General features: G+C 73.8%; 25 protein-coding genes. 11 read left to right on the plus strand and 14 right to left on the minus strand.

What is annotated here, in order from left to right:
• Nucleotides 1-289: 289 nt before the first annotated feature.
• From ABZX75_RS10585 to ABZX75_RS10595, 3 genes are all read right to left on the minus strand, one after another.
• On the minus strand, nucleotides 290-1,570 hold the full coding sequence (locus ABZX75_RS10585) for a ribonuclease D (RefSeq protein WP_355409764.1): 1,281 nt from the start codon (nucleotides 1,568-1,570) through the stop codon (nucleotides 290-292).
• 185 nt (nucleotides 1,571-1,755) lie between these two features.
• Nucleotides 1,756-2,418: a response regulator transcription factor gene (locus tag ABZX75_RS10590; RefSeq protein WP_355409765.1), complete on the minus strand. Its 663-nt coding sequence runs from the start codon at nucleotides 2,416-2,418 to the stop codon at nucleotides 1,756-1,758.
• 368 nt (nucleotides 2,419-2,786) lie between these two features.
• Nucleotides 2,787-3,452 carry a DUF3000 domain-containing protein gene (locus tag ABZX75_RS10595; RefSeq protein WP_355409766.1) on the minus strand — a complete coding sequence of 222 codons (666 nt, stop codon included), beginning with the start codon at nucleotides 3,450-3,452 and terminating at the stop codon, nucleotides 2,787-2,789.
• A 187-nt stretch (nucleotides 3,453-3,639) separates the two neighbouring features.
• Here ABZX75_RS10595 and hemE point away from each other — a divergent pair, with 187 nt between their 5' ends.
• Complete coding sequence (hemE, locus tag ABZX75_RS10600; RefSeq protein WP_355409847.1) at nucleotides 3,640-4,647, plus strand: uroporphyrinogen decarboxylase; 1,008 nt, start codon at nucleotides 3,640-3,642, stop codon at nucleotides 4,645-4,647.
• 25 nt (nucleotides 4,648-4,672) lie between these two features.
• Here the strand turns inward: hemE and ABZX75_RS10605 are convergent, their stop codons facing one another.
• Together ABZX75_RS10605 and ABZX75_RS10610 are read right to left on the minus strand one after the other, a co-directional pair.
• Complete coding sequence (locus ABZX75_RS10605; RefSeq protein WP_355409767.1) at nucleotides 4,673-6,055, minus strand: FAD-dependent oxidoreductase; 1,383 nt, start codon at nucleotides 6,053-6,055, stop codon at nucleotides 4,673-4,675.
• A 93-nt stretch (nucleotides 6,056-6,148) separates the two neighbouring features.
• Nucleotides 6,149-7,222 carry a DUF4349 domain-containing protein gene (locus tag ABZX75_RS10610; protein WP_355409768.1) on the minus strand — a complete coding sequence of 358 codons (1,074 nt, stop codon included), beginning with the start codon at nucleotides 7,220-7,222 and terminating at the stop codon, nucleotides 6,149-6,151.
• 139 nt (nucleotides 7,223-7,361) lie between these two features.
• On the opposite strand from ABZX75_RS10610, the gene hemG reads away from it, so the two are divergent.
• Both hemG and hemQ read left to right on the plus strand, forming a co-directional pair.
• Entirely contained in the window at nucleotides 7,362-8,819 is a 1,458-nt protein-coding gene (gene hemG / locus ABZX75_RS10615) for a protoporphyrinogen oxidase (protein WP_355409769.1), read from the plus strand.
• A 23-nt stretch (nucleotides 8,820-8,842) separates the two neighbouring features.
• Nucleotides 8,843-9,556, plus strand: a complete 714-nt coding sequence (gene hemQ / locus ABZX75_RS10620; RefSeq protein WP_355409770.1) for a hydrogen peroxide-dependent heme synthase — start codon at nucleotides 8,843-8,845, stop codon at nucleotides 9,554-9,556.
• 110 nt (nucleotides 9,557-9,666) lie between these two features.
• Here hemQ and ABZX75_RS10625 read toward each other — a convergent pair whose 3' ends face one another.
• The 4 genes from ABZX75_RS10625 to ABZX75_RS10640 all read right to left on the minus strand — a co-directional run bounded on the left by ABZX75_RS10625 (nucleotide 9,667) and on the right by ABZX75_RS10640 (nucleotide 14,650).
• Nucleotides 9,667-11,337: an alpha/beta hydrolase gene (locus ABZX75_RS10625; protein WP_355409771.1), complete on the minus strand. Its 1,671-nt coding sequence runs from the start codon at nucleotides 11,335-11,337 to the stop codon at nucleotides 9,667-9,669.
• Nucleotides 11,338-11,455: 118 nt separating this feature from the next.
• A complete protein-coding gene (locus ABZX75_RS10630) occupies nucleotides 11,456-12,433 on the minus strand; it encodes a TIGR04222 domain-containing membrane protein (protein WP_355409772.1) in 978 nt (325 codons plus the stop codon).
• Nucleotides 12,430-13,806, minus strand: coding sequence for a DUF692 family multinuclear iron-containing protein (locus ABZX75_RS10635; RefSeq protein WP_355409773.1), 1,377 nt, complete (start codon nucleotides 13,804-13,806; stop codon nucleotides 12,430-12,432). The genes ABZX75_RS10630 and ABZX75_RS10635 overlap by 4 nt, the downstream gene beginning before the upstream one ends.
• Before the next feature lie 79 nt (nucleotides 13,807-13,885).
• The gene (locus ABZX75_RS10640; protein ID WP_355409774.1) at nucleotides 13,886-14,650 is read right to left on the minus strand and encodes an aminoacyl-tRNA hydrolase; all 765 of its coding nucleotides are present in this window, start codon (nucleotides 14,648-14,650) and stop codon (nucleotides 13,886-13,888) included.
• A 71-nt stretch (nucleotides 14,651-14,721) separates the two neighbouring features.
• Here ABZX75_RS10640 and ABZX75_RS10645 point away from each other — a divergent pair, with 71 nt between their 5' ends.
• Genes ABZX75_RS10645 through ABZX75_RS10660 form a run of 4 tightly spaced genes read left to right on the plus strand, consistent with a single transcriptional unit; the run spans nucleotide 14,722 to nucleotide 17,097 of the window.
• Nucleotides 14,722-15,396, plus strand: a complete 675-nt coding sequence (locus ABZX75_RS10645) for an AIM24 family protein (protein ID WP_355409775.1) — start codon at nucleotides 14,722-14,724, stop codon at nucleotides 15,394-15,396.
• Nucleotides 15,393-16,244 (plus strand): ATP-binding cassette domain-containing protein, encoded by an 852-nt coding sequence (locus ABZX75_RS10650; protein WP_355409848.1) that lies wholly within the window; start codon nucleotides 15,393-15,395, stop codon nucleotides 16,242-16,244. The genes ABZX75_RS10645 and ABZX75_RS10650 overlap by 4 nt, the downstream gene beginning before the upstream one ends.
• Nucleotides 16,241-16,891, plus strand: coding sequence for an ABC transporter (locus tag ABZX75_RS10655; RefSeq protein WP_355409776.1), 651 nt, complete (start codon nucleotides 16,241-16,243; stop codon nucleotides 16,889-16,891). The genes ABZX75_RS10650 and ABZX75_RS10655 overlap by 4 nt, the downstream gene beginning before the upstream one ends.
• Before the next feature lie 14 nt (nucleotides 16,892-16,905).
• A complete protein-coding gene (locus tag ABZX75_RS10660) occupies nucleotides 16,906-17,097 on the plus strand; it encodes a hypothetical protein (RefSeq protein ID WP_355409777.1) in 192 nt (63 codons plus the stop codon).
• 48 nt (nucleotides 17,098-17,145) lie between these two features.
• Here ABZX75_RS10660 and ABZX75_RS10665 read toward each other — a convergent pair whose 3' ends face one another.
• The 5 genes from ABZX75_RS10665 to zapE form a co-directional block, all read right to left on the minus strand.
• On the minus strand, nucleotides 17,146-18,012 hold the full coding sequence (locus ABZX75_RS10665; RefSeq protein ID WP_355409778.1) for a polysaccharide deacetylase family protein: 867 nt from the start codon (nucleotides 18,010-18,012) through the stop codon (nucleotides 17,146-17,148).
• A 17-nt stretch (nucleotides 18,013-18,029) separates the two neighbouring features.
• On the minus strand, nucleotides 18,030-18,860 hold the full coding sequence (locus ABZX75_RS10670) for a PPK2 family polyphosphate kinase (protein WP_355409849.1): 831 nt from the start codon (nucleotides 18,858-18,860) through the stop codon (nucleotides 18,030-18,032).
• A 233-nt stretch (nucleotides 18,861-19,093) separates the two neighbouring features.
• The gene (locus ABZX75_RS10675) at nucleotides 19,094-20,446 is read right to left on the minus strand and encodes an alkaline phosphatase PhoX (protein WP_355409779.1); all 1,353 of its coding nucleotides are present in this window, start codon (nucleotides 20,444-20,446) and stop codon (nucleotides 19,094-19,096) included.
• A 327-nt stretch (nucleotides 20,447-20,773) separates the two neighbouring features.
• Nucleotides 20,774-21,202: an OsmC family peroxiredoxin gene (locus ABZX75_RS10680; protein ID WP_355409780.1), complete on the minus strand. Its 429-nt coding sequence runs from the start codon at nucleotides 21,200-21,202 to the stop codon at nucleotides 20,774-20,776.
• Nucleotides 21,203-21,265: 63 nt separating this feature from the next.
• On the minus strand, nucleotides 21,266-22,387 hold the full coding sequence (gene zapE, locus ABZX75_RS10685) for a cell division protein ZapE (protein WP_355409781.1): 1,122 nt from the start codon (nucleotides 22,385-22,387) through the stop codon (nucleotides 21,266-21,268).
• 36 nt (nucleotides 22,388-22,423) lie between these two features.
• Here zapE and ABZX75_RS10690 point away from each other — a divergent pair, with 36 nt between their 5' ends.
• From ABZX75_RS10690 to msrB, 4 genes are all read left to right on the plus strand, one after another.
• Complete coding sequence (locus tag ABZX75_RS10690; protein WP_355409782.1) at nucleotides 22,424-23,206, plus strand: pyrimidine reductase family protein; 783 nt, start codon at nucleotides 22,424-22,426, stop codon at nucleotides 23,204-23,206.
• A gap of 135 nt (nucleotides 23,207-23,341) precedes the next feature.
• Nucleotides 23,342-23,809, plus strand: coding sequence for an indole-3-glycerol phosphate synthase (locus ABZX75_RS10695; RefSeq protein WP_355409783.1), 468 nt, complete (start codon nucleotides 23,342-23,344; stop codon nucleotides 23,807-23,809).
• 57 nt (nucleotides 23,810-23,866) lie between these two features.
• Nucleotides 23,867-25,261 (plus strand): UDP-N-acetylmuramate--L-alanine ligase, encoded by a 1,395-nt coding sequence (gene murC / locus ABZX75_RS10700; RefSeq protein WP_355409784.1) that lies wholly within the window; start codon nucleotides 23,867-23,869, stop codon nucleotides 25,259-25,261.
• A gap of 26 nt (nucleotides 25,262-25,287) precedes the next feature.
• A complete protein-coding gene (gene msrB / locus ABZX75_RS10705) occupies nucleotides 25,288-25,698 on the plus strand; it encodes a peptide-methionine (R)-S-oxide reductase MsrB (protein ID WP_355409785.1) in 411 nt (136 codons plus the stop codon).
• Nucleotides 25,699-26,196 lie beyond the last annotated feature (498 nt).

Genomic DNA, 26,196 nt, shown 5'->3' on the forward strand with positions numbered 1-26,196 from the left:
CTCCCGGAGGAGCGGCGAAGGTCACACTGTCGCACCGGGCGCGGCCGGTGCGGGGACCGGGCCGTCGGGCGTCGGCGAGGCCGTGGCCGACGCCGGGCGCAGGACCTCTGAGACGAAGGTACGACGGCTGACCCCGGGGGGTGCGCAAGGCCGCACGGTCCGGGAGTACGGCGTGACGACCGCGGAAGCCCCCGGCCGGTGGCCGGGGGCTTCGGGGTCCGCGAGGACGCCCAGGAGGACGGTCGCCTCAGGCGGTCCTGCTCCGGCGGTCCTGCTCCGGCGGTCCTGCTCAGGCGGTCGCGGCGAGCGCCGTGACCAGCGCCGGGGTCACCTGTTCGATCTGCCACGGGCGGGCGCCGTAGCCCGCCAGGACCTCGGCCACCGCATCGGCTTCGAGCCGCTGCGGCGGCTCCCAGCACAGCCGCCGGACCGTGTCCGGGCTGATCAGGTTCTCCTGGGGCAGGTTCAGCGCCTCCGCCAGCGCCGAGACGGGGGCGCGCGCCGCCGACAGCCGGGCCGCGGCCACCGGGTCCTTGTCGGCCCAGGAGCGCGGCGGCGGCGGGCCGGCCGGGGTCGCACCCGGCTGCGGCAGCTGGTCATCGGGCAGGGCCTTCGCCCGGTCCACGGCGGCCATCCACTGGTCCAGCTGGCGCCGGCCCATGCGCTGTCCGTAACCGGGCAGGGCGGAGAGGGCGTGCACATTCGCCGGAAGGGCGAGTGCGGCCTCCACGATCGCGGCATCACCGAGCACCTTGCCGGGTGACACGTCACGTCGCTGAGCGATCCGGTCCCGCGACTCCCACAGCTCCCGTACGACCGCCATCTGCCGGCGACGGCGCACCTTGTGCATCCCGGACGTACGGCGCCACGGATCCTTGCGCGGCGGGGCGGGCGGCGCGGCGGCGATGGCTTCGAATTCCTGGTGCGCCCAGTCCAGCTTGCCCTGCCGGTCCAGCTCCTTCTCCAGCGCGTCCCGCAGGTCCACCAGCAGCTCCACGTCCAGCGCGGCGTAGCGCAGCCACGGCTCCGGAAGCGGGCGCGTGGACCAGTCGACGGCGGAGTGGCCCTTCTCCAGCGCGTAGCCGAGCACGCTCTCGACCATCGCGCCGAGTCCCACCCGCGGGAAGCCGGCGAGGCGGCCGGCCAGCTCGGTGTCGAACAGGGAGGTGGGCATCATGCCTATTTCGCGCAGGCACGGCAGGTCCTGCGTGGCGGCGTGCAGGATCCACTCGGTGCCGGAGAGCGCGTCGCCGAGGGTGGACAGGTCGGGGCAGCCCACCGGGTCGATCAGCGCGGACCCCGCACCCTCGCGGCGCAGCTGCACGAGGTAGGCGCGCTGGCCGTAGCGGTATCCGGAGGCTCGTTCGGCGTCGACGGCGACGGGCCCGGTACCCGCGGCGAAGGCCGCGACCACATGGGCGAGCGCGTCCGCGTCGGCGACCACCGGCGGGATCCCCTCACGGGGTTCCAGCAGCGGAATCGGCAGCCCATCGGACGGAGATTCGTCGTCCGGGGGGCCGCCCCCGGTGGTGGTGCGCAGGTCTGCTGCGGTCTCTTGGGCGTCGGTCACCGGTCAAGGGTATCCGTGGATGCGACGCGCCCGTCGCCGGAACGTTCCGTCGACGGGCGCGGGGTGGAGACGGGGCGGAGGCGGGGACGGTTCCCCGGGTCGCCGGGGGCGTCCCGAGGGGGCCTCCCCGGAGGAGGTGCGGGGGAGGTGGTCGGGGGAGTTCGCCCGGGAGCCGCCGGGCGGGGTCAGTGGATGATCCCGGTCCGCAGGGCGACGGCGACCATCCCGGCCCGGTCGCCGGTGCCCAGCTTGCGGGCGATCCGGGCGAGGTGGGACTTGACGGTCAGTGCGGACAGGCCCATCGAGACGCCGATGGCCTTGTTGGACTGGCCCTCCGCGACGAGGCGCAGGACCTCGACCTCGCGGCCGGAGAGCTCTCGGTAGCCGCCCGGGTGGCTCGGGGAACCCGGGGGGCGGCGGTGCATGCGGGCGGCGGCAGCGCCGATGGGGGCGGCGCCGGGCCGGGTGGGGAGCCCGATGTTGGTCCGCGTGCCGGTGACGACGTAACCCTTCACTCCGCCCGCGAGGGCGTTGCGTACGGCTCCGATATCGTCGGCGGCGGACAGGGCCAGGCCGTTGGGCCAGCCGGCGGCGCGGGTCTCGGAGAGCAGGGTGAGACCGGAACCGTCGGGCAGGTGTACGTCGGCCACGCAGATGTCGCGCGGGCTGCCGACGCGGGGGCGGGCCTCCGCGATGGACGAAGCCTCGATCACGTCACGTACTCCGAGGGCCCACAGATGGCGGGTGACGGTGGAGCGGACGCGCGGGTCGGCCACGACGACCATGGCCGTCGGCTTGTTCGGGCGGTAGGCGACCAGGCTTGCGGGCTGCTCGAGAAGAACGGACACCTAGGCCTCCTGGGAGGGTGGCGGGACGGCCGGCTGGGGGAAGGAAGCCGGTGCGAACCGTGCGGATGGTCACTGACTCCTTCGGCACGTCACCCGCCCGGCTTTAGGGAATGATCACGATTTGGTGAGTAACAATTCGGGCAATTCGGACGCACGATCGATCATAGGCTGATCAGAAGCCCGCAAGGGACGCCCCGTTCTGACACGGCGTTACGGGCTCGGCGCCCGCTGCGGCTCACTCACCGCACCTCCCGGCGCCTCCCGGCGTCCTCCGCCGCGTCGCCCGGCGCGCCCCGGTCGCCGCCTCCCGGCGCGGCCGTACGCATCCGCGGGCGCGGTGTACGCGGGTACGCGGTGTACGCGGTGTCCTACGGGTGGTGCGGGTGGTGCGGACCGCGCCGCTGAGGCAGCGAGACCACGCCCGTGCCCGAGTCCGTCGGCCCCACCGGCGGCAGCCCCGCGACCTGGCACAGCAGCTCGCACCAGGCCGACAGGTGCGCCGAGGCGTCCGGCACGCCGCCCACCCCCTCGCGCGGCGTCCACGAGGCTCTGATCTCGATCTGCGTCGCCGGCCGCCGCTCCGCGAGCCCGCCGAAGTAGTGCGAGCCCGCCATGGTCACGGTCCCGCTCGCCTCCCCGTACGTCAGCCCGCGCGCGTCCAGCGCACCCGTCAGCCAGGACCAGCACACCTCGGGGAGGAGCGGGTCCGCCGCCATCTCCGGCTCCAGTTCCGCCCGTACGAGCGTCACCAGCCGGAAGGTCCCCTGCCAGGCGTCGTGCCCGGCCGGGTCGTGGAGCAGGATGAGCCGGCCGTCGGCCAGATCGTCCTCCCCCTCCACGACCGCCGCCTCCAGCGCGTAGGCGTACGGCGCCAGTCTCTGGGGCGGCTTCGTGGGGTCGATCTCGATCCCCTGACGCAGCCGCGCCTTCTTCAAGCCGTCGACCGCCCGCCGGAACGGGAGCGGGACGGAGCTCTCCTTCGCGCTGTCCATACCGTCGGCGCCATCTGAAAATCGTCCCTGAGCCGCAGCCATGCGGGGAAGACTAGGCGGAACGGGCGCCCGTGCGGCGCAGGGACACCCGCGCCGGGCCGGGCACTTCTTCATACGTGCGAAGATTCGGGACGTGAGCGCCAACGACCTTCCCCTCGCTCGAGGCTTCGCCCGAGCCGGGGAGACCCCCTCCACGGGCCAGCCGAGCCAGACGTACGATTCCGCCTTCCTGAAGGCCTGCCGCCGCGAGCCGGTGCCGCACACCCCGGTGTGGTTCATGCGGCAGGCGGGGCGCTCACTGCCCGAGTACCGCAAGCTGCGCGAGGGGACCCAGATGCTGGAGTCCTGCATGCGGCCGGACCTGGTCACCGAGATCACGCTGCAGCCCGTGCGCCGCCACAAGGTGGACGCGGCGATCTTCTTCTCGGACATCGTGGTCCCGCTGAAAGCCATCGGCATCGACCTGGACATCAAGCCGGGCATCGGCCCGGTCGTCGCCCAGCCGATCCGGAGCCGCGCGGACCTCGCACAGCTGCGCGACCTCACCCCGGAGGACGTCTCGTACGTCACCGAGGCGATCGGCATGCTCACGGGTGAACTGGGCTCCACGCCGTTGATCGGTTTCGCGGGGGCGCCTTTCACCCTCGCGAGCTACCTCGTGGAGGGCGGGCCGTCCCGCAACCACGAGCACACCAAGGCGCTCATGTACGGCGACCCGCAGCTCTGGGCGGACCTGCTGGACCGCCTCGCCGAGATCACCTCGGCGTTCCTGAAGGTCCAGATCGAGGCGGGCGTCTCCGCCGTCCAGCTCTTCGACTCGTGGGTCGGCGCGCTGGCCCCGGCGGACTACCGCCGCTCGGTGATGCCCGCCTCGGCGAAGGTCTTCGAGTCCGTCGCGTCGTACGGAGTCCCGCGCATCCACTTCGGTGTGGGTACGGGCGAGCTCCTCGGCCTGATGGGCGAGGCCGGCGCGGACGTCATGGGCGTCGACTGGCGGATCCCGTTGGACGAGGCCGTCCGCCGCGTCGGACCGGGCAAGGCGCTCCAGGGCAACCTGGACCCGGCCGTGCTCTTCTCCACCACGGAGGCGGTCGAGGCCAAGACGGACGAGGTGCTCGCCGCCGCGGCCGGCCTGGAGGGCCACGTCTTCAACCTCGGCCACGGCGTCCTCCCGACCACGGACCCGGACGCCCTGACCCGGCTGGTGGACTACGTCCACACCCGCACGGCCCGTTAGTACCCCGTCCGCCCCGGCGGGGGTCTCAGACCCCCGCCGAGCGGACCGCGGAGACCGCCTTGCGGGCCGCCACCAGGACCGGGTCCCACACGGGTGAGAACGGCGGGGCGTAGCCGAGGTCCAGCGAGACCATCTGGTCCACCGTCATGCCCGCCGTGAGGGCCACCGCCGCGATGTCCACGCGCTTCGCGGAGCCCGCGCCGCCGACGATCTGGACCCCGAGGAGGCGGCCCGTGCGGCGTTCCGCCAGCATCTTCACCGTCATCTCCTCCGCGCCCGGGTAGTAGCCGGCCGTGTTCGTGGAGCGGATGGTGGCCGTGACGAAGCGCAGGCCCGCCTCCAGCGCGTCCCGCTCGCGCAGGCCCGTACGGGCGATCTCCAGGTCGCACACCTTGCTCACCGCCGTTCCGACCACACCCGGGAAGGTCGCGTAGCCGCCGCCGACGCCGGTGCCGATCACCTGGCCGTGCTTATTGGCGTGGGTGCCCAGCGGGATGTGCCGGCTGCGGCCCGCGACCAGGTCCAGCACCTCCACGCAGTCGCCGCCCGACCAGATGTTCTCGTGGCCCCGCACGCGCATCGACAGGTCGGTGAGCAGGCCGCCCGAGTCCCCGAGCGGGAGACCCGCGGCGCGCGCGAGCGCCGTGCGGGGTTCCACGCCCAGGCCCAGCACCACCACGTCCGCCGGGTACTCGTCGCCCGCCGCGGTGGCCACCGCGCGGGCCCGGCCCTCCTCGTCCGTGAGGATCTTCGTGACCTCGGCGTGGGACACCGTACGGATGCCCATGCCGTTCATCGCGCTGTGCACCAGGCCGCCCATGTCCGGGTCCAGCGTGGCCATGGGCTGTTCGCCGCGGTGCAGGACGGTGACCTCGTACCCCCGCCCGACCAGGGCCTCCGCCATCTCCACCCCGATGTAGCCCGCGCCGACCACGACCGCCCGGCGGCCCTCCGTACGCTCCAGGGTGGTCATGAGGCGCAGGCCGTCGTCCAGGGTCTGGATGCCGTGGACCCCGTGCGCGCCGATGCCGGGGAGCCGGGGGCGGACGGGGCGGGCGCCCGTCGCCAGGACGAGCTTGTCGTAGCCCGTCCAGGATTCGGATCCGCTGTCCAGATCGCGGGCGCGGACCCGGCAGCCGGCGAGGTCCAGCTCCACGACCTCCGTACGGGTGCGCAGGTCGATGTCGCGGGCCCGGTGTTCCTCGGGGGTGCGGGCGATCAGCTCGTCCCGCTCGGCGACCAGGCCGCCGACCCAGTACGGGATGCCGCACGCGGAGTAGGAGGTGAAGTGCCCCCGCTCGAAGGCGGTGATCTCCAGCTCCGCCGGGCCCTTGAGCCGCCGGGCCTGTGACGCGGCGGACATCCCCGCCGCGTCACCGCCGACCACCACCAGTCGTTCCGTCGCCATCGCCCGCACCGTCCTTCGCCACCGTCGCCGTCGCTCGGGGGACCACGCTACGGGCCGGTGATCGAAAGGCCGAAGGGCTGAGGAGGTGTTCTGTCAGTCCTCCACGTCCGCGGCCCCTGCTCCGGTCCCTGCTCCGGTCCCTGCTCCGGTCCCTGCTCCGGCGGCGGATCCGGCGGCGGATCCGGCGGGGCGGGCCGCCGGGACCGGCACCCGCTGCGGAGCCGGCCCGCTCTCCGCGCTCAGGCCGCTCCTCGGCTTCGCCGGACGCAGCCGCCGGTACAGCCGGATCCCCAGCGCCACCAGCACCGCCGTGAGGGCGAACGGCAGCACGGCGCCCACCGCGAGCGTCAGCAGGCGCACGATCTTCGTGAAGAGTTCCCACCCGCCGCGCAGGGCGTCCGTGAAGGCCGGTTCCTCCTCGTCCTTCTTCTCCGCCGGCTTCGGGGCCGGCTCCGAGACCTCCAGGGTGATCGTGCCCAGCGAGGTCTGGTCCTTCAGCGCCGTCTGCCGGGCCAGCAGGGACTCCAGGTCGGACTGGCGGCGGCTGAGCTCGCTCTCCAGCATGACCACCTCGCTCAAGGCCGTGGCCTTGCCCATCATGTCCCGTACCCGGGCCACACTGGCCTGCTGTGACGCGACGCGGCTGCCGATGTCCGCGACCTTCTCGGTGACGTCCTGGGCGTCGACCTTGCGGTGGAGGAGCTTCCCGCTGCCCTCCATGGCCCCGAGCACCTCGTCGTAGCGCTCGCCGGGCACGCGCAGGGTCACCGTCGAGGTCATCCGGCCGTCCGGGCCGCGCTTGGTGGACTCGTTGCCGACGTAGCCGCCCGCCGAGTCGGCCGCCGTGCGGGCCGCGGCGAGTGCCTTCCGCGCGTCCGCCGTCTCGATGCCGAGCGTCGCCGTGCGGATCACGTTCGGGCGGACGGCGGCCGGAGGCAGCGCGTTCTCATCGGCGGCCGAGGGGGCGGTCGAGGGGGCGGCCGCACCGGCTCCGGGCTTGCCCTGGGCCGGTGCCCGCGCCGCGCCCTCCTGGGGCTCGGCGGCTATGTCGGCCGACTTCGTGTCCGCGCGGCCGCCGTCGGCGCCGCAGCCGGTGAGGGCGAGCACCCCGGCCAGGGAGAGGGCGGCCAGAGCCGCCGCGGAACGGTGTCCGTGCAAGGTGCGCATCGCTGTAAACCCCCGAGATTCGGCTGGTGTTGCCGTTTCGACGTCCTGAGCCCCGGCGCGGGTTTCACTTCCCGGGTCCCGGGCCGATCCCGATGCGGTCACGGTCCGGCCTCGGTGATCGGTCTGAGACGATGTGTCCATGCACGAAGCGGACATGCGTACGGACCGGCCGGAGCACACCGGCTCCCTCGGCCATGTCGTCGTCATCGGCGGCGGCATCGCGGGCCTCGCGGCGGCCCACCGGCTGCTCGCCGAGGGTGTCCGCGTCACGCTGCTGGAGGCCGGGCCCCGGCTCGGCGGCAAGCTGCACGCCGGTGAGCTCGCCGGAGCCGCCGTCGATCTCGGCGCCGAGTCCGTGCTCGCCCGCCGCCCCGAGGCCGTGGCCCTCGCCCGGGCCGTGGGCCTCGGCGACGCCCTGCAGCCGCCCGCCACCGCAACCGCCCACCTGTGGACCCGCGGCGAGCTCCGCCCGATGCCGCGCGGGCATGTCATGGGGGTCCCCGGCGATCTGGGACCGCTCGCGGCCTCCGGGGTGCTCTCCGCGGAGGGCCTGGCCCGGATCGAGGCGGAGCGCGCGCTGCCGCCCGCCGCGATCGGCGAGGACGTCGCCGTCGGCGAGTACGTCGCCGCCCGGCTCGGCCACGAGGTCGTCGACCGGCTGGTGGAACCCCTGCTCGGCGGGGTCTACGCGGGCAACGCCTACCGCATCTCGATGCGGGCGGCCGTACCCCAGCTCTTCGAGGCCGCCCGTACGCACCGCTCGCTGGGCGAGGGCGTACGGGAACTGCAACGCCGGGCGGCGCGGCAGCCGCAGGCCTCCGCTCCCGTCTTCGCCGGCATCGACGGCGGTATCGGGCGGCTCCCGGTCGCCGTTGCCGAGGCCTGCCGGTCGGCCGGGGCGCGCATCCTCACGGATACGCCCGCGCGCGAGGTCATGCGTACGGCTGGAGGCTGGCGGGTCGTGGCCGGACCCGAGGCCATCGAGGCCGACGGCGTGATCCTGGCCATCCCGGCCGGGCCCGCCGCCCGGCTGCTGGACCTGCTCGCGCCCGCTGCCGCCGCCGAGCTGCGCGGGGTCGAGTATGCCTCGATGGCCCTGGTCACGATGGCCTTCCGGCGCTCCGACCTGCCCGCCTCGATCACCGGGGGCGGCGCCAGCGGGTTCCTCGTACCGCCCGTCGACGGGCGGACCATCAAGGCCTCCACCTTCTCCAGCAACAAGTGGGCCTGGGCGGGTGCGGACCCGGAACTCTTCCTGCTGCGGACCTCCGTCGGCCGCCACGGCGACGAGGCCGATCTGAAACGGGCGGACGGCGAACTCGTCGACGTCTCCCTCACCGACCTCGGCGAGGCCGTGGGCCTGGCCGCCCGGCCGGTCGCCTCCACCGTCACCCGCTGGGACGCCGGCCTGCCCCAGTACCCGGTCGGGCATCTCGACCGCGTCGACCGGATCCGCGCCGCCGTCGCGGCCCTGCCCGGCCTCGCGGTCTGCGGCGCCCTGTACGACGGAGTGGGCATTCCGGCGTGCATCGCCAGCGCCGGCAAGGCCGTGGACGCGGTCGTCGCCGCGTTCGGCACCCCTGGCACCGACCACTGATCAGCACACGGGACAATAGGCACATGACTGCACCAGAGAAGATTCCCAACGCGGGGAAGAAGGCGAAGGACCTCAACGAGGTCATCCGCTACACCCTGTGGTCCGTCTTCAAGCTGAAGGACGTCCTGCCCGAGAACCGCGCCGGCTACGCCGACGAGGTCCAGGAGCTGTTCGACCAGCTGGCCGCCAAGGACATCACCGTCCGCGGCACCTATGACGTCTCCGGCCTGCGCGCCGACGCGGACGTCATGATCTGGTGGCACGCCGAGACCTCGGACGAGCTGCAGAGCGCCTACAACCTGTTCCGCCGCACCAAGCTGGGCCGCTCGCTGGAGCCGGTCTGGTCGAACATGGCCCTGCACCGCCCGGCCGAGTTCAACAAGTCGCACATCCCGGCCTTCCTGGCCGACGAGACCGCCCGCGACTACGTCAGCGTCTACCCCTTCGTGCGCAGTTACGACTGGTACCTGCTGCCCGACGAGGACCGTCGCCGCATGCTCGCCGACCACGGCAAGATGGCGCGCGGCTTCCCGGACGTGCGTGCCAACACCGTCGCCTCCTTCTCTCTGGGCGACTACGAGTGGATGCTGGCCTTCGAGGCCGACGAGCTCTACCGCATCGTCGACCTCATGCGTCACCTGCGTGCCTCCGAGGCCCGCATGTACGTCCGTGAAGAGGTGCCCTTCTACACCGGGCGCCGCAAGTCCGTCGCCGACCTGGTGGCCGGGCTCGCCTGATACCTCCCCTGGGGGGAAGGAACCGGAGGCGCTACCGTCAGGTGGCCTCCTCCGGTGGATCGGGAGGCAGTGCCCCCGAAACGACGCAGCCGGAGATCCCGCCCGGAAGTTCAGACGACTGGCGGCAGCAGTGCCCTGGGGGCACGTGCTGCCCGGTCGTCCAGCGACACCGGTGCGGGCTCCGGATGCGGCGCACAGGTGACGTGACGGCCCGAGGTGTCACCCGTCAGCAGATACCGCTCCACGTGACGGTCCACGCAGTCATTGCGTCCGCCGACCACTCCGTGGCTGCCGGCCCCCTTCTCCGTGACCAGCGCGGCCTCGCCGCCCAGCCGCCGCTGAAGCTCCAGCGCACCCGCGTACGGGGTCGCCCCGTCCCGCTCCGCCGCGACGACGAGCGTCGGGGGAAGCCGGAGCGGCTGCGAGCCGACCGCCACCGGCTGCCGGCGCTCGCGCACCGGCCAGTACGCGCACGGCAGGTTCAGGAAGGCGTTGGCCCAGGTCTCGAAGGGGGCCGTGCGGGCCAGTTCGGTGTTGTCGCGGTCCCAGGTCTCCCAGTTCCCGGGCCAGGAGGCGTCGTTGCACAGCACCGCCGTGTAGACCGCCGTCGCGTTCTCGGCCGCGGCCGCCGCTGCCGCGTCGGGTGCGGCCTGCTCGGTCAGGGGCCCCGGGTCGCCGCGCAGGAACGCGGCCAGCGCCGCCGCCCGGTCCGGCCAGACGTCGTCGTAGTACGCGCTCTGCAGGAAGGCCGCCTGGAGCTCGCCGGTCCCTACGGTTCCGCCCGCCGGGGTACGGGCCACCGCGTCCCGGACGCGCTCGTAGCTCGCCCGCACGGCTGCCGGTGTGGCGCCGAGGCCGTACGTGCCGTGGTGCCGGGCCGTCCAGGCGCGGAAGTCGTGCCAGCGGCGCTCGAAGCCGGCCGCCTGATCGAGATTGTTGCGGTACCAGACGCGGCGCGGGTCCGGGTTGACCGCCGAGTCGAAGACCATCCGGCGGACGTGGCCCGGGTAGAGCGTCGCGTACACCGCCCCGAGGTAGGTGCCGTACGAGGCGCCCATGAAGGTCAGCTTCGGCTCGCCGAGCGCGGCGCGGAGCACGTGCAGATCGCGGACGTTGTTCAGGGTCGAGTAGTACGGCAGGGCCGCGCCGGCCCGCCGCGCGCATCCGCGGGCGTAGGCCTGGGCGGCGGCGATGCGCTGCCGCTTGTACGCGGGAGAGGGCTGGACCGGGACCTGTGTGGGGGCCTTGGCCCGGTCGGCGGGATCCTGGCAGGACAGCGGGGCGGAGCGGCCGACGCCGCGGGGGGCGTAGCCGACCAGGTCGTAGGCGGCGGCGATGCGCTCCCACTCGGGGAGGCCGGCGACGAGCGGGAAGGACATGCCGGAGCCGCCGGGTCCGCCGGGGTTGTGGACGAGGGCTCCCTGACGGGCGGTTGCGCGGGCGCGGGTGGCCGGGACCCGGCTGACGGTGAGGGAGATCTGCGGGCCGTCGGGGCGGGCGTAGTCGAGCGGAACCCGCAGGGTGGCGCAGCGGACGGGGGAGGGCAGGCGCTCGGCTCGGGGACAGGCGCGGAAGTCGAGAGCCGTCCCGGCCGTGCCCGCGCTCGCGCTCGCGGCGGCGCGATGGGCCGCGAGGGCGGCGCCGGCGTCCTCGGCGGACGTGCCGGCCGGCGGGCCCGGCAGGGCGGGGGCGGCAGCGGCGTTCGCCGCCGGGAGGGGAGCGCACAGGGAGAGGGAGAGCGCCGCCGCGGCGGCTCCGCGGCGTACGGGCGTCGTCGGCATGGCGGCCCCTTCATCTGATCCGATGAGCCGATCAGATGCCGGGGCCGCGCCTCTGTAAAGCATCACCGGCCGGTGTCGGGCGCGGTAGCCCCGGTTGCCCCAGGGCGGTGAGGGATCGTCAGGAACTGCTGGAGCTGCTGGAGCAGCTGGAACCGGACGAAGAGCTGCCGCAACTCGAACTACTCCAACTACTCGAACTACTCGAACCGCTGGAGCAGCTGGACCCGCCGCCGGAGCAACTGCTGCCGGACGAGCCGCAGCCAGATCCGCTCCCGCCGTCGCTCCCGGCGCACCAGAGGACCGGCAGGATCCCGGCGGAGGACCCGTACGACTGCGCCGCGGCCAGCCGGGTGCCGCGTGCGGCGGGTACCAGCTGCTCGCGCAGGTAGGGGTCCCGCAGACCGCGCAGCCCGAACAGCGCGGTCTGCACGTGCGGGGCCGGGTCGTTGACGTACGCGGCGCGGATCCCGCGCAGGGCCCGCGTCCCCGCCGGGGTGAGCCGGTTCCCGGCCCGGTCCGCGCACAGCCAGCCCACGAGGATCCCGGCCAGCAGAGCGGGCAGCACCTTCACGATGAACGGCACCTGAGAACCGGGCTGGAGGACGAACGCGAGGAAGCTCAGCGGCAACGACAGCGGGATCAAGGCCGCGCAGACCACGGCCTGGACGATCGCCCAGCGCCGCCGGCTCCGGCCCCATCCGGGTGGTGAGAGCAGCCCCCGGGCGGCCAGGGCGTCCCCGGTCTCCTGGACGGCCGGGTCGAGCATCGCGGCGTACCGCACCTGGTACAGCGAGCCCGACGGTGCGCCTCCGTACGCCTGGAGCACGGCGCGCTCGGCCGGGTCCGCGGCCCGCGCCCCGGGCCGGACGTGGACGATGCCCGGACCGCCGACCACCATGCGGCCGTCCCCGAGCAGCGAGACGAGCGCGGCGTCCACGACGGCGCCGGGGCCGCCCGCCAGGAAGGCGGCCTCGGACAGGTCGTGGAGGCCCGGCTCCGGTCCGGCCTGCGACGGCCGGGCCCGGCGCAGTCCGTGGACGAGCAGGACGCTGGAGGTGAGCACGGCGATCCAGAGGCCGAGGGCGAGGAGGTTCACGCCGCCCTCCCCACGAGCGCCCGGGCCCAGCGCACGATCCGGCGGGGCGGCCGTGCGCCGGCTCGGTCCTGCCACCACCTGGTGAGCCGGCGTCGGGCGGCCGGGTCGGCCGGCATGCCCTGGATCAGCAGGTGCTCGGCGAAGTCGAGTGCGTCGCGGTGGTATCCGCCCGTCATGGGCCTGCGGCGGGCGTATGCGAGGAACGCCTCCCGGTACGGGCCGTCGCCGCCCAGGATCGCGGGCAGCTCGGGCGCGAGCCGCGCCACGACCCCGGCCCGCTTGGCGGCCAGCGCCCGGCCCTGCACCCGGATCCGCTGCCGGTCGAAGCCCTCGGGCACGGGCGTCCCGGCCACCAGCGCCGACAACAGCGCGGCCTGCCCGAGCCCGACCCGGGTCCGGGCGCTCTCGGTGGCGCGGGCCGGGGCCCGCGGGGCCGGGACCGGGGTGCCTGGACCGGCGGCCCGCGGGGCCGGGATGCCTGGACCGGCGGCTCGCGGGGCCGGGGTGCCTGGACCGGCGGTGCGGGGACGACCGGCGGCGGTGCGGACGGCGGTCGCGCCGCCCGTCACCACCGCCCGGATCGCCGCCAGCTCGCCCGCGAGCTCCGGCTCCGCCGGGAAGTCGTCGTCCCGCTCCAGCAGCACACCCGGCGGGTCGATCCGGGAGCGGAGCTCGGCCAGCAGGTCGAGCACCACCGGCGGGACCGGGTGCGCATGGGTGTCGTGCCACACGCCGCCGCGCTCGACGCCGCCCGCCACGTGGACGTACGCCAGCGCCTCCAGCGGGATCGCGTCCAGCACGGCCAGCGGGTCCTCGGCCCGGTTCACGCGGTTGGTGTGCAGGTTGGCCACGTCGATGAGGAGCCGGACCCCGGTCCGCTCGACCAGCTCGGTCAGGAACTGCGCCTCCGTCAGCTCCTCGTCCGGCCAGGAGATCAGCGCGGCGATGTTCTCCAGCGCCAGCGGTACGGGCAGCGCGTCCTGCGCGATCCGGACGTTCTCGCACAGCACGTCGAGCGCGTCCCGCGTCCGCGGTACGGGCAGCAGGTGCCCGGCCTCCAGGGCAGGAGAGGAGGTCCGGACGAAGGCGATGTGCTCGCTGACGAGCGGCGCCCCCAGCGCCACCGCCCGCTCACCGAGCGCCGCCAGCTTCGCCGGGGCGGGGCGGTCGGCGCCGCCGAGGCCCAACGAGACGCCGTGCGGCACGACGCGCGTGCCCCGCTCGCGCAGCCGCAGCAGCGCCTCGGGCAGGTGGCCCGGGCAGATGTTCTCGGCCACGACCTCGACCCAGTCCAGGCCGGGAAGCCGCTCGACGGCGTCCGCGATCTCCGGCCGCCAGCCGATGCCCACCCCCAGGTGTGCCATGGGCTTCATGTCCCCTCGCCCCCTCTCATCGGACCGTGTGCCGATGTCATGGCCCCGGCGGAGTCGGGCCAACCGCCGGAAGGGACGTTCAGAGCAACATTTGAGGTTCCGGGAGCGCGCGCCGCAGGCGGGAACGCAGCGCCGGGTGATCCGCGATCACCGTCGCGGAATTCGGCGCGATTTCCGTGAAGCCCGCGTCCCGGACCACCGGCAGCCCGCTCCCGCGCAGCTCCGCCCACCGCTCGCGCGCCGCCGTCCGTACGGCCAGGCGGAAACCGGAATCCTGCCAGGCGGCCCGCTCCGGGCCGGTCAGCTCCCACCAGGCCAGTTGCGCTCCGTGGCCGGCCTGGGCCATCGCCTTGCCGGCCGACATGTCGAGGCCGGGGTTGAGCCACAGCACGGGGACGCCGGGCTCGGGCGGGGCGACCGGTCCGGGGTCGTCCAGGTCGGTGCCCGAGACCTGGAGCTTCGCGAGCTCCTTGGGCCAGCCGTCGAGGGGTACCGGCGGGAAGACCCGTACCTCCGACACGTCACCGTGCACGGTGACGCCGGGCAGTGTTCCCGCCTTGCGCCACTCCGCCCCGCGTGCCCGCCGGACCACCTTCCGGATCCGCGCGTCCTGCCAGTCCCGGACCGCCTCGGCCCACTCGCCCCCGCCGTGCGCCCGCTCGTCCGACAGCAGGACCAGCACCGCGCGGGCCGCCGTCTCCAGAGCGTCCGTACGGGCGGGCGGCTCGGCCTTCTCGATCCGCACCACCAGCGGCAGGACGAACTGGGGGGCTTCGTCGCGGGCGACGGCGGCCGCCGGGGCCCCGGCGGCGTCTTGGGCCTCGTGCGTGTGCTGGCTGCTCATCCTGCCAAGGATGCCAGCCTCAGCCTTCAGGATGATGCCCAGGGTGCTCGCCACAGGCGAGGATCGGAGGTATGAAGAGCGACCTTTTCGCGTCCGAGAACCTGGCCCAGGCGCCTGCCGCGCCCGGTATGACACTGCAGAACGCCAAGTCCGTGAAGTACACCGTCAACGGTGAGGTGCTCGCCCGCCAAGGCTCGATGGTCGCCTACCGCGGGAACCTCCAGTTCGAGCGCAAGGGCCAGGGCATCGGCGGCATGCTCAAGCGCGCCGTCACCGGCGAGGGCCTGGCGCTGATGTCCGTGCGCGGCCAGGGCGAGGCCTGGTTCGCCCACCAGGCCGCCAACTGCTTCGTCATCGACATGGAGCCCGGGGACGCCCTCACCATCAACGGCCGCAACGTGCTCTGCTTCGACCCCACCCTGTCCTACGAGATCAAGATGGTGAAGGGCGCCGGCATGACCGGCGGCGGCCTCTTCAACAGCCTCTTCACCGGCACCGGAAAGCTGGCGGTCGTCTGCGACGGCAGCCCGATCATCATCCCGGTCACCGCCCAGGCTCCCGTCTACGTCGACACCGACGCGGTGGTCGGCTGGAGCGCCCAGCTGGAGACCGGCCTGCACCGCTCCCAGTCGGTCGGCTCGATGATCCGGGGCGGCTCCGGCGAAGCCGTCCAGCTGATGCTGCGCGGCGAGGGCTTCGTCATCGTCCGGCCGAGCGAGGTCACCGAGACGGCGGCAGCGAGCTGAACCTCCACACGGTGGGCCGCCGCTACGGACTGCGGCGGCCGTGGGTGCTCCGCGGGATCTCGCTGGAACTGCCGCGCGGCGCCCTGGTACGGATCGAAGGCCGAAACGGCGGCGGCAAGTCCACGCTCCTGCGGCTCGTCGCCGGGATCGACGCCCCGAGCGAGGGGCGCGTCAGCGGCCGCCCCCGCCGCACGGCGTACGTACCCGAGCGTTTCCCGGCGGCGCTGCCGCTCACGGCGTCGGCCTACCTCACCCACATGGGGCGGGTGCACGGGCTGTCGCGCGCCGAGGCGGCCGGGCGGGCCGCCGGCTGGCTGGAGCGGTTCGGCGCCGCCGCGCACGCCCGCACCCCCATGGCCGAACTCTCCAAGGGGACGAGCCAGAAGGTGGCCGTGGCCCAGGCGCTGCTCGCCGAGCCCGGACTCCTCGTCCTCGACGAGGCGTGGACCGGCCTGGACGCGCCCGCCCGCGCGGAGCTGGACCTCGCCGTGGCCGAACGCACCGCGGCCGGGGGAACCGTGGTGTTCGTCGACCACGATCCGCTGCGGCTCGGCGGGGCCGCCGACGCGCACTACCGGGTCGAAGGGGTCGCGCTGGTGCCCGCGCAGCCGCATCCGCAGCGGCCTTCACATCCGGCGCCGCCCGGGCCGGCCGCAGCGGCGCGCCGCGTCCGGATCCGCGCCGCCGGACCGCCCGGCCGTACCCCGCCCGCCGGCCTCACCGCCGAACCCGCCCCGGACGGCGGCGTGGTGCTGACCGTGGACGGAGCCCGCTCCGACGCGGTGCTGCGCGAGCTGCTCACCGCGCGCCCGCCCTGGCACATCCGCGCCGTGGAGGAACTGCCGTGACCGCCCTGCTCCGCTACCAGGGCGCGCTGCTGCTGCGCTCGCAGCGGTGGCTCGCCCCGCTGACCGTGTACGCCGCCTTCCTGGCCATCGGCCTCCGGCCGGGCGACCCGGTGCTGGACTCCCTCGGCTACGCGGCCGCCGGTCTGGTCCCGCAGACGGCCTGGCTGGTGCGGATCTGCGTGACCGACGAGCCCGACGCGGCCCGCGACTGCGCGGCTGCCGCGGCAGGTCCGGTACGAGTGCACGCGGCGGCCCTGCTGACCGCCCTGGTCGGGGCACTGCTCGCCGGCGCGGCCGGCGCGGCCACGGCGCTGCTGCTGGGCGACCGGACCGGGCCGGGCCTCGCCCCGGCCGCCCTCGCCGGAGCGATCGCGGTGCTCGTGTGCGCGCTGACCGGCGCGGCCGTGGGGGCGCTGTGCAGCAGGCCGCTGATACGGCGCCGGGGCTACGCGGTCCTGGCCGGCGGCCTCGGCTCCCTGCTGGCCTGGGCCCTCGCCGTCTCGCCGGCCCGCAGCGCGGTGTCCGCGCTGGTCGCCGCCGCCCGCTCGGGCACCGTACCGCTGCCGCTGACCGCCCTGGCGGGTGCGTTGCTGCTGGCCGGCGGGGCGGGCGCGACCGCCTGCCTGGTCAGCGCGCGGCGGGGCTGAGTACGCTCGTATGTATGGACCAGCTGGACGAAACCCCGTCGTACTGTCCCGCTCCGGCGGCTCCGGCCGAACCCGCGCAGGGGCCGCCGTACGCCGACTGCGTGGAGTGCGGCAAGCCGACCGAGTACGGGGTCGCCACCCCCGGCGTGGTGCTCTGCCCCGTGTGCGAATGGCAGGACGCGGAGCGCACGGCCTGCTCCGGTTAGCGCCGGCCCCTCTACTCGCTGTACCCCCTGTAGTCCCTGTACCCGCGCCTATTTGCCCATCAGGTCGGAGACCTTCACGAACCGGTAGCCGCGCTCGCGCAGCTCCGGCACGATCTTCCGGATGGCCACCTCGGTGACCGGGGCGGCGCTGCGCGTGCAGTGCATGACCACCACCGAGCCGGGCTTCACCCCGGCGAGCACCTGTTCGGCCACCGCGTCCGGGTCCGTCGCGAAGGCGTCACCGCTGACCACGTCCCACTGGACGGCCGTGACCTTGGCCGCGGACAGGGCCCGCAGCGCCTGGTCGTCGTAGCAGCCGCCGGGGAAGCGGAAGTACGGGACGGTGTTGACGGCGCCCGCCTTGTGGAAGGCGGCGAAGGCCCGGTCCACGTCGGCCCGGGCCGCGGCGGAGTCGAGCGCGGGCAGCCCGTAGCAGGGGGACGTGAAGGCGTGGTGGCTGTAGGAGTGGTTCGCGATCTCGAAGTTGGGGTCGGTGCCGATGGACTTCGCCTGGTCCGGATACTCCTCGGCCCAGCGGCCCGTCATGAAGATCGTCGAGGGCACCTGGAGGGCGCGCAGGGTCGCGATCAGCTCGGGGTTGTCGAAGCGTTCGCCGCTCGCGGCGCGCGGTCCCTGGTCGGAGGTCATGTCGGCGTCGAAGGTCAGCGCGACGGTCTTGTCGTTGCGCTGCCGCGCCCGCTCGAAGACCGGGGTCAGGCCGTTGGGTCCGGGTGCCATGGTCGGGGCCTTGGCGGGCGCGCCGGCCTGGGGGGCGGCGGACGGGGCGGAGGAGGCCACGGGGGTGCTCAGGCGGGCTTCGCGGCCGGCGTTCGACGTGCCGGTGCCGCCTCCGCATCCTGCGAGGGCGGCACTGAGAGCGGCTGCGGCCGTCACTTTACGCACAGAAATGGTCACGTACGCAAAATATATGACTATGTGACAAGTAGGCGTCTACGGCACTCCTCGACATCGAAGTCACCCTTCGGGTACTGCGGACCGATCTCCTCCAGGTGTTCCAGCAGCAGCTTGCTGATCGCCCAGTTGCGGTACCACTTGCGGTCCGAGGGGACGACGAACCACGGCGCGGCGTCGGTGGAGCAGCGCTCCAGCGCCACCTCGTACGCCTCCTGGTACGCGGGCCACGCGGAGCGCTCCTCGATGTCGCCCGGGCTGAACTTCCAGTGCTTGTCGGGGTTGTCGAGCCGCTCCAGCAGCCGCTTGCGCTGCTCCTCGTAGCTGATGTGGAGGAAGACCTTCACCACGGTCGCGCCGTCGTCGGCGAGGGACTTCTCGAAGCGGTTGATCTCGGCGTAGCGGCGGCTGAGCCGACTGCGGGGCACCAGCGCGCGGACGCGGGCGATGAGGACGTCCTCGTAGTGCGAACGGTCGAAGATGCCGATCTCGCCCGGCTGGGGGAGGGCCTTCGTGATGCGCCAGAGGAACGGGTGGTTCAGCTCCTCGGGCGTGGGTGACTTGAAGCCCTTGATACGGCAGCCGGAGGGGTTGAACTGGCCGATCACGTGCTTGACGGTGCCGCCCTTCCCGCTGGTGTCCATGCCCTGGAGGACGAGCAGGAGGCGGCGGCGGTCACCGGCGGTGCTCGCCGCGAAGAGCCGCTCCTGGAGGGAGCCGAGCTGCTCGGCCATCCGGGCGGTGGCCGCCAGCCCGGCCGCCTTGTCCGCGGGGCCGACGGGAATCGCGGCGGGATCGAAGCCGCCGAGGTCGACGCGCTCGCCGGTGGGCACCCGCAGCGCCGCCCGCACCGCCCCTTCCTGCTCGGCCTGCGGCCCGGCGGCGGCCCCCCGCTCGGCCTGCGGCCCGGCGGCGGCCTTCCGGCCCGCCCTGGGCTTCGCGCCGGGCTCCGGGCCGGCCTTGTCCTGCTTCCCGCTGCGTTCCTTCGCCACCGCTGTCCACCCCAATCCCATCGATTCCGTGGACCGTCACACGCCCGCACCCGCATCCGCATCCGCATCCGCACCCGCGCCCGGGCCCGAGGTCAGTGCCAGGGCCCGGTCACCGCGAACGTCGTCCCCGGGGCATAGGCGTTGACGTACATCGTCTGCCCGTCGGGCGAGAAGGTGACTCCCGCGAACTCGCCCCACTCCGGCGCCCCCGGCCGGCCGGTGTCCTGCGCGTTGCGCGCCACCGGGTACACCTCGCCGCCCACCGTCACGCCGAGAACGTACTGCGCGCCACCGCCGTCCTCGCAGACCATCAGCCCGCCGTCCGGGGCGAGGCAGATGTTGTCGGGGGACTCGCCCGGCAGCCGGACGTCCGTGGCCGGGCCGAAGACCACCTCCAGCCGGAGCCGCGCCCGCCGCGGGTCGTAGAACCACACCTGCCCGTAGTGGTCCGCGGCCGCGCCCTCCCGGCCGCGGGCGTAGCTTGAGACGAAGTGGACGCCCGAGCCGCCCCAGTAGCAGCCCTCCAGCTTCTGCGCGTGGGTGATCCCGCCGGGTCCGAAGTCCTGGAGGCGGATCGGGGTCCGGGCCGCCGAGGGATCCGGTACAGGCACCCACTCCACCGGGAGTTCCGCCCCGGGCTCGTCCACCGCCGCCAGGTCCGCCAGACCCGGTACGCGCAGGGCCTCCAGGGCGCCTCCGGCCCGTAGCGAGCCGGGTCCCGCAAGCGGTCGCGCGGGCAGGAACCGGTAGAAGAGCCCGAAGGGCGCGACGAAGGCGTCCTCGGTCTCGTAGACCACCCCGCGGTACGGGTCCACGGCGACGGCCTCGTGTGCGAAGCGGCCCATCGCGGTGAGCGGGACCGCGCCGCAGCGGCGCGGATCGGCGGGGTGCACCTCGAAGACGTAGCCGTGGTCCAGCGTGTAGCCGGAGGTGCCCGCCCGTTCCTCGGTCTCCTCGCAGGTCAGCCAGGTGTTCCAGGGGGTCCGGCCGCCCGCGCAGTTGACGGCGGTGCCCGCCAGGGCGACGCGCTCGCCGGTGACGCGGCCGGCCGGATCGAGGTCGAGGACCGTGCAGCCGCCGAGCGCCTGGGGGTCGTACGTCAGTCCGGTGACGGCGGGGACGCGCAGCGCCGCGGTGGTGTGGTTCTCGTGGTTGCGGACCAGCCGTACCCGGCCACCGCCGCCGGCGTCGAAGGCGGCCATGCCGTCGCAGTTGGCCGGAACGGTCCCCTCCCCGGAGCGCAGGGGCTCGCCGGCGCGCGAGAGGACCCGGTACGAGAACCCCGCCGGCAGGTCGAGCAGTCCGCGCGGATCGGGCACGAGCGGCCCGTACCCCCGGGCCGTCGCCCCCCGGGCAGCGCCGACGGGACCGGTGAAGAGCGCGCCGAGCGCCCCGCTGAAGGCGATCCCCCCGGCGGCGAGCAGGCTGCGTCGGGTGAGGGACATCGGCGACTCCCGGCGGCGCGACTGGAGCGTGACCGGCTCGTGGTACCACGGGTGTCCGCCCCCGGGGCGTCGGCGCGGGCGGGCCCGCCCGGCCGTCACACCACCGGGTGTCCGTACGCGGTCCGGTTGCGCACTCCGACGGGGGCGCGGCCCGCCGCTCGGGGCGTGGCATGCCGGGGGCCGACCACGGCGGCGGAGTTGAGCCGCACACCCCGCCGGGGCGTCCGGCGGGGTGCGCGACCGCCGGTGCGGCCGGCCCCCGGAAGGCCCGGAACGCGGGCCGCAGGCCGGACGGCAGAGGCCGGACGGGGGCCGGACGAAGGACGGTCAGACGAGCTTGGCGCTCAGCGTGATCGTCGTTCCCGTCAGGGCCTGGCTGACCGGGCAGTTCTTCTTGGCGTCCTCGGCCGCGGCGGCGAAGGCGTCGTCGTCCATGCCCGGCACGTCACCCTCGGTGGTGAGGTGGATGCCGGTGATGCCCTGGCCGGGCACGAAGGTGACGGCGGCGGAGGTGGTCAGCTTGGCCGGCGGGTTGCCTGCCTTCGCCAGGATGTTCGAGAAGGCCATGTTGAAGCAGCTGGAGTGCGCGGCGGCGATGAGCTCCTCCGGGCTGGTCCGCCCGTTCGCCACCTCGTCGGTCCGCGCGGGCCAGGAGACGGGGTAGCTGCCGAGGTCGGACGAGTCGAGGGTGACGACGCCCTTGCCCTGGAGCAGATCGCCTTCCCAGACGGCATGTGCGTTGCGTGTGGCGGCCATGGTGGATCCCTTCGCAGAAGTGGAAACGACCGGGCGCGAGCAAGGAGCCCGGCGCTGCCAAACCTACTGGGAGACCAGGGGCTTCGCGTCGCGTGCCAGCGCGGTGAGCCGCGATATGGCGCGGAAGTACTTCTTCCGGTACCCGCCGTTGAGCATGTCTTCACTGAAGAGCCGGTCGAAGGCGCTCCCGGAGGCCAGGACCGGGATCTCGCGGTCGTACAGCCGGTCGGCCAGTACCACCAGCCGTAGCGCCGTCGACTGGTCCGGCACCGGGCCGACATCGGTCAGGCAGACCGCCGATATCCCGTCGGTCAGCGCGCCGTAGCGGCTCGGGTGCACCCGGGCCAGGTGGTCCAGCAGGCCGGGGAAGTCGTCCAGGCTCGCGCCCGGGGTCGCGTACGCGGCCTTGGCGACCTGCTCGTCGGAGAACGGCGCCGGCGCCTCCGGCAGGCCGCGGTGCCGGTAGTCCTGGCCGTCGATCCGCAGCGGCCGGAAGTGCGCCGACAGCCCCTGGATCTCCCGCAGGAAGTCGGCGGCGGCGAAGCGGCCCTCACCGAGCTTGCCGGGCAGGGTGTTGGAGGTGGCGGCCAGTGCCACGCCCTGCTCGACGAGGCGGCTGAGCAGGCTGGAGACCAGGACGGTGTCGCCCGGGTCGTCCAGTTCGAATTCGTCGATGCACAGCAGCCGGTGCCCGCCCAGGGTCTGCACGGTCTGCTGGAAGCCCAGCGCGCCGACCAGGTTGGTCAGCTCCACGAAGGTGCCGAAGGCCTTGAGCGCGGGCTCGGCCGGGGTGGCGTGCCACAGGGAGGCGAGCAGGTGGGTCTTGCCGACGCCGTAGCCGCCGTCGAGGTAGACCCCGCGCGGGCCCGTGGGGGCCGTGTTCTTCGGGGTCCTGGAGAACCATCGCCGCTTGCCGGCGCCGGTCGCGTGCGCGCCGCCGAGCCCGGCGGCGAAACCGCTCAGCACGGTGACGGCCTCGGCCTGGCTGGGCTGGGCCGGGTCCGGGTTGTACGTGTCGAAGCGGACCGAGTCGAAGCGCGGCGGCGGCACCATCTCCGCCACCAGCCGTTCGGCGGGCACCCGCGGCTCACGGGCGCACAGCGCCTGCGGGCCCGCGTCGGCCGACCAGGGCCGGTCAGGGGCGGAACCTGGGGCGGAGCCGGAGGTGGAGAGTGATGTTGACACAGCTCTTAACTCTACGGGGCGTGGCACACTGCACCGATGCGACGCCTGTTCCCTGTGACCGATCAGACATCAGCCCCGCGCCAGGACCAGGACGACCGCGAGTGGTCGCTGGACGAGCTCGCGGAGGCGTACGCGTACCCCGCGCTCCCCGGCGGCGCCCACTGGCTGCGGGCGAACATGGTCTCCACCCTGGACGGCGCCGCCCAGCACGACGGGCGCTCGCAGCCCATCTCCGGCGCGACGGACATGCGGATCTTCGGCACCCTGCGGGCGTTGGCCGATGTGGTGGTCGTCGGCGCGGAAACGGTTCGCCAGGAGGGCTACCGCCCGGCCCGCGCCCGGGAGGCCTTCGCGGCCCGCCGTGAGGCCGCGGGGCAGGGGCCCGCCCCCGCCATCGCGGTGGTCACCGCCGGCCTCGACCTGGACTTCTCTCTGCCCCTGTTCACCTCGCCCCTGGTGCCCACCCTGGTGGTCACCGGGGCCGCCGCGCCGGCCGACCGGGTGGCCGCGGCCGCCAGGGCCGGGGCCGAGATCGTGGTGGCGGGCGACGGGGCGGCCGTGGACCCGGCCCGCGCGGTGCGCGAGCTGGCCGAGCGGGGGCTGCGCCGCCAGCTGACCGAGGGCGGGCCCCGGCTGCTGGGCCAGTTCGTGGCCGCCGACGTGCTGGACGAGCTGTGCCTGACGATCTCGCCGATGCTCACCGCGGGCGACGCCCAGCGGATCTCCGGCGGCCCCTCGGTCGCGGTTCCGCACCGGCTGGCGCCTGCTTGCGTACTGGAGGAGGCCGGCTTCCTCTTCACGAGCTACCGTCGGATCTGACAAGGGGCGGAATTTCTCGTTCCGCTTAGCTTCCGCTGGGCACATATACCTGCGCAAGCCCCGTGCGACAGCGGGGCAGGATGGTTTCCGCAGGGGTCGGCCAGCCGACCTCGGCCCATGAAGGAGAGGGCGTCCGTGTTCACGAGCGTATTGATGATCGAGCAGCCGCTGACCACGGTGGACGTGGACTTCGTCACCACCCTGCACGGAGACGACCCGGTCTCCTTCATCGTCCTCATGCAACCCAGGGGCGACCAGGACCGACTGCTGCGCGCCATCGACGACGTAGCGCTTGGAGAGCTCCCCGAGGCCATTCGCGAGGCCGACGAACCGGAGGGCCCCGCCGCCCGCGGCCCCGCCGAGCAAGCCCTCGCACACTCGCTGGAGGCCCTGCGCAAGAAGGGCGCCAAGGCCGTCGGGCAGATCGTGGAGAAGCACCCGCTCGACCATCTCAAGGCCGTCGTGGACGAGACCGGCGCCGACGAGGTGATCGTCCTGACCGCCCCGCACTTCGTGGAGGAGTTCTTCCACCGCGACTGGGCGTCGCGCGCACGGCACAAGGTCGGCGTTCCGGTGCTCAAGCTCTTCGCCCACAACGAATAGGCTGGGGCGGTCAGAGCGCAAGCTCACCGCACAGCAATCGACTCTGGAGCGACCTGAATGAAGCCCGGCCTGCCGACCGCCATGGAACGGCCCCACTTCATCGGCATCGGCGGCGCCGGCATGTCCGGCATCGCGAAGATCCTCGCCCAGCGCGGCGCGCGGGTGGCCGGCAGCGACGCCCGTGACTCCGAGACCGCCCAGGCGCTGCGCGCCCACGGCGCCACGGTCCACATCGGGCACGCCGCCGGCCACCTCGCCGCCGACGCCACCTGCGTGGTCGTCTCCAGCGCGATCCGCGCCGACAACCCGGAGCTGGCCCGCGCCGCCGAGCTCGGGATTCCCGTCGTGCACCGCTCCGACGCCCTCGCCGGCCTGATGGAGGGCCTGCGGCCCATCGCCGTCGCCGGTACGCACGGCAAGACCACCACCACCTCCATGCTGGCGGTCTCCCTGTCGGCCCTGGGACTGGACCCCTCCTACGCCATCGGCGGCGACCTGGACGCCCCCGGTTCCAACGCCCACCACGGCGAGGGCGACATCTTCGTCGCCGAGGCGGACGAGAGCGACCGCAGCTTCCACAAGTACAGCCCGCAGGTCGCGATCATCCTCAACGCGGAGCTCGACCACCACGCGAACTACGCGTCGATGGAGGAGATCTACGAGTCCTTCGAGACCTTCGTCTCCAAGATCGTGCCCGGCGGCACCCTCGTGGTCGCCCACAGCCAGGCCGGCGCCGCCGAGATCGCCGCCCGGGTCGCGGGCAACGCCGGCCTCACGGTCGTCACGTACGGTGAGGAGGACGGCGCCGACGTACGGATCACCAAGATCACCCCACGCGGCCTGACCAGCGAGGTCACCGTCCTCATCGGTGGCCGGATGCTCACCTTCACCGTCTCCGTCCCCGGCCGCCACTACGCGCACAACGCGGTCGCGGCCCTCGCCGCCGGCGTCGCGCTCGGCATCCCGGCGCACAACCTGGCCTCCGCGCTCGGCAAGTACACCGGCGTCAAGCGCCGCCTCCAGCTCAAGGGCGAGGCGGCCGGCGTCCAGGTCATCGACTCCTACGCGCACCACCCCACGGAGATGACCGCCGACCTGGAGGCCATCCGCGGGGCCGCCGGGGACTCCCGCATCCTGGTCGTCTTCCAGCCGCACCTCTTCTCGCGCACGCAGGAGCTCGGCAAGGAGATGGGCCAGTCACTGGCCCTCGCCGACGCCTCTGTGGTCCTGGACATCTACCCGGCCCGCGAGGACCCGCTCCCGGGCGTCACCAGCGAGATCATCATCGCGGCCGCCCGCGCGACGGGCGCCGACGTCGCCGCCGAGCACGACAAGGACGCAGTCGCCGAGGTCATCGCGGGAATGGCCAAGCCCGGCGATCTCGTTCTCACCATGGGTGCGGGCGACGTCACGGACCTCGGTCCGGCCATCCTCGCCCGCCTGGCGAACTGAGGCGAACTAATAGGGAGCGGGACGTCATGGCGTACGAGGTCGAGAAGACGGACGAGCAGTGGCAGGCAGAGCTGACGCCGTCCGAATACCAGGTGCTGCGCCTCGCGGGCACCGAGCCGGCCTTCCGGGGTGAGTACACCGACAGCAAGACGGAGGGTGTCTACTCCTGCCGCGGCTGCGGGGCCGAGCTGTTCCGCTCGTCGGAGAAGTTCGAGTCGCACTGCGGCTGGCCGTCCTTCTACGACCCGAAGGACAGCGAGGCGGTCGAGCTGATCGCGGACACCTCGCACGGCATGATCCGCACCGAGGTGCGGTGCGCGAAGTGCGGCTCGCATCTGGGCCACGTCTTCGAGGGCGAGGGGTACCCCACCCCCACGGACCAGCGCTACTGCATCAACTCGATCTCCTTGCGGCTGACCCCCGTCGAGGCGCCGTAGGCGCCGGAGGTGCGGCCGCGCTGGTACGGAGCGGCGGCCCGCGGGCTGGCGGAAGCGATCTTCCCGGTCGGTCCGGGATACCGTCCCGCCTGCGGCTGCGGCTGCGGCAGGGGCTGGGCGGGGGGCGGCCGCAGGAAAACCCGGCTCCGCCGGGCACCGGGCTCCGCCCGGACCCGCGCCTCAAACGCCGGCGGGGCTGAGTTTGGCTCCGGGGCTGGGTTTGGCGCCGGAAGTGCGGACGCTCTCGGTGAAGGGCCCGTGACCGGCAGGGTGTCAGGGATGTCGCGGTTGGGTTCCGATACGGTCTCCGGCCTGCGAGACTGTGCCGCCGATACCACGTTCGGCATGCGGAAGACACCTATCCGCTTCTTCGGTGTGGCTGGTTATGATCGGCACCCTCACATCCCGCCGAAGCCGGAGCGGTTGTTCCCCCGACCCCTCCCAGGTCGTACCCGTCCCGGCTGTTGGCCCGTCCCCGCCTTCCTCCCGCTCCCGAGG

This window comes from Streptomyces sp. NPDC003038, from assembly GCF_040611115.1.
Classification (GTDB): Bacteria; Actinomycetota; Actinomycetes; order Streptomycetales; family Streptomycetaceae; genus Streptomyces.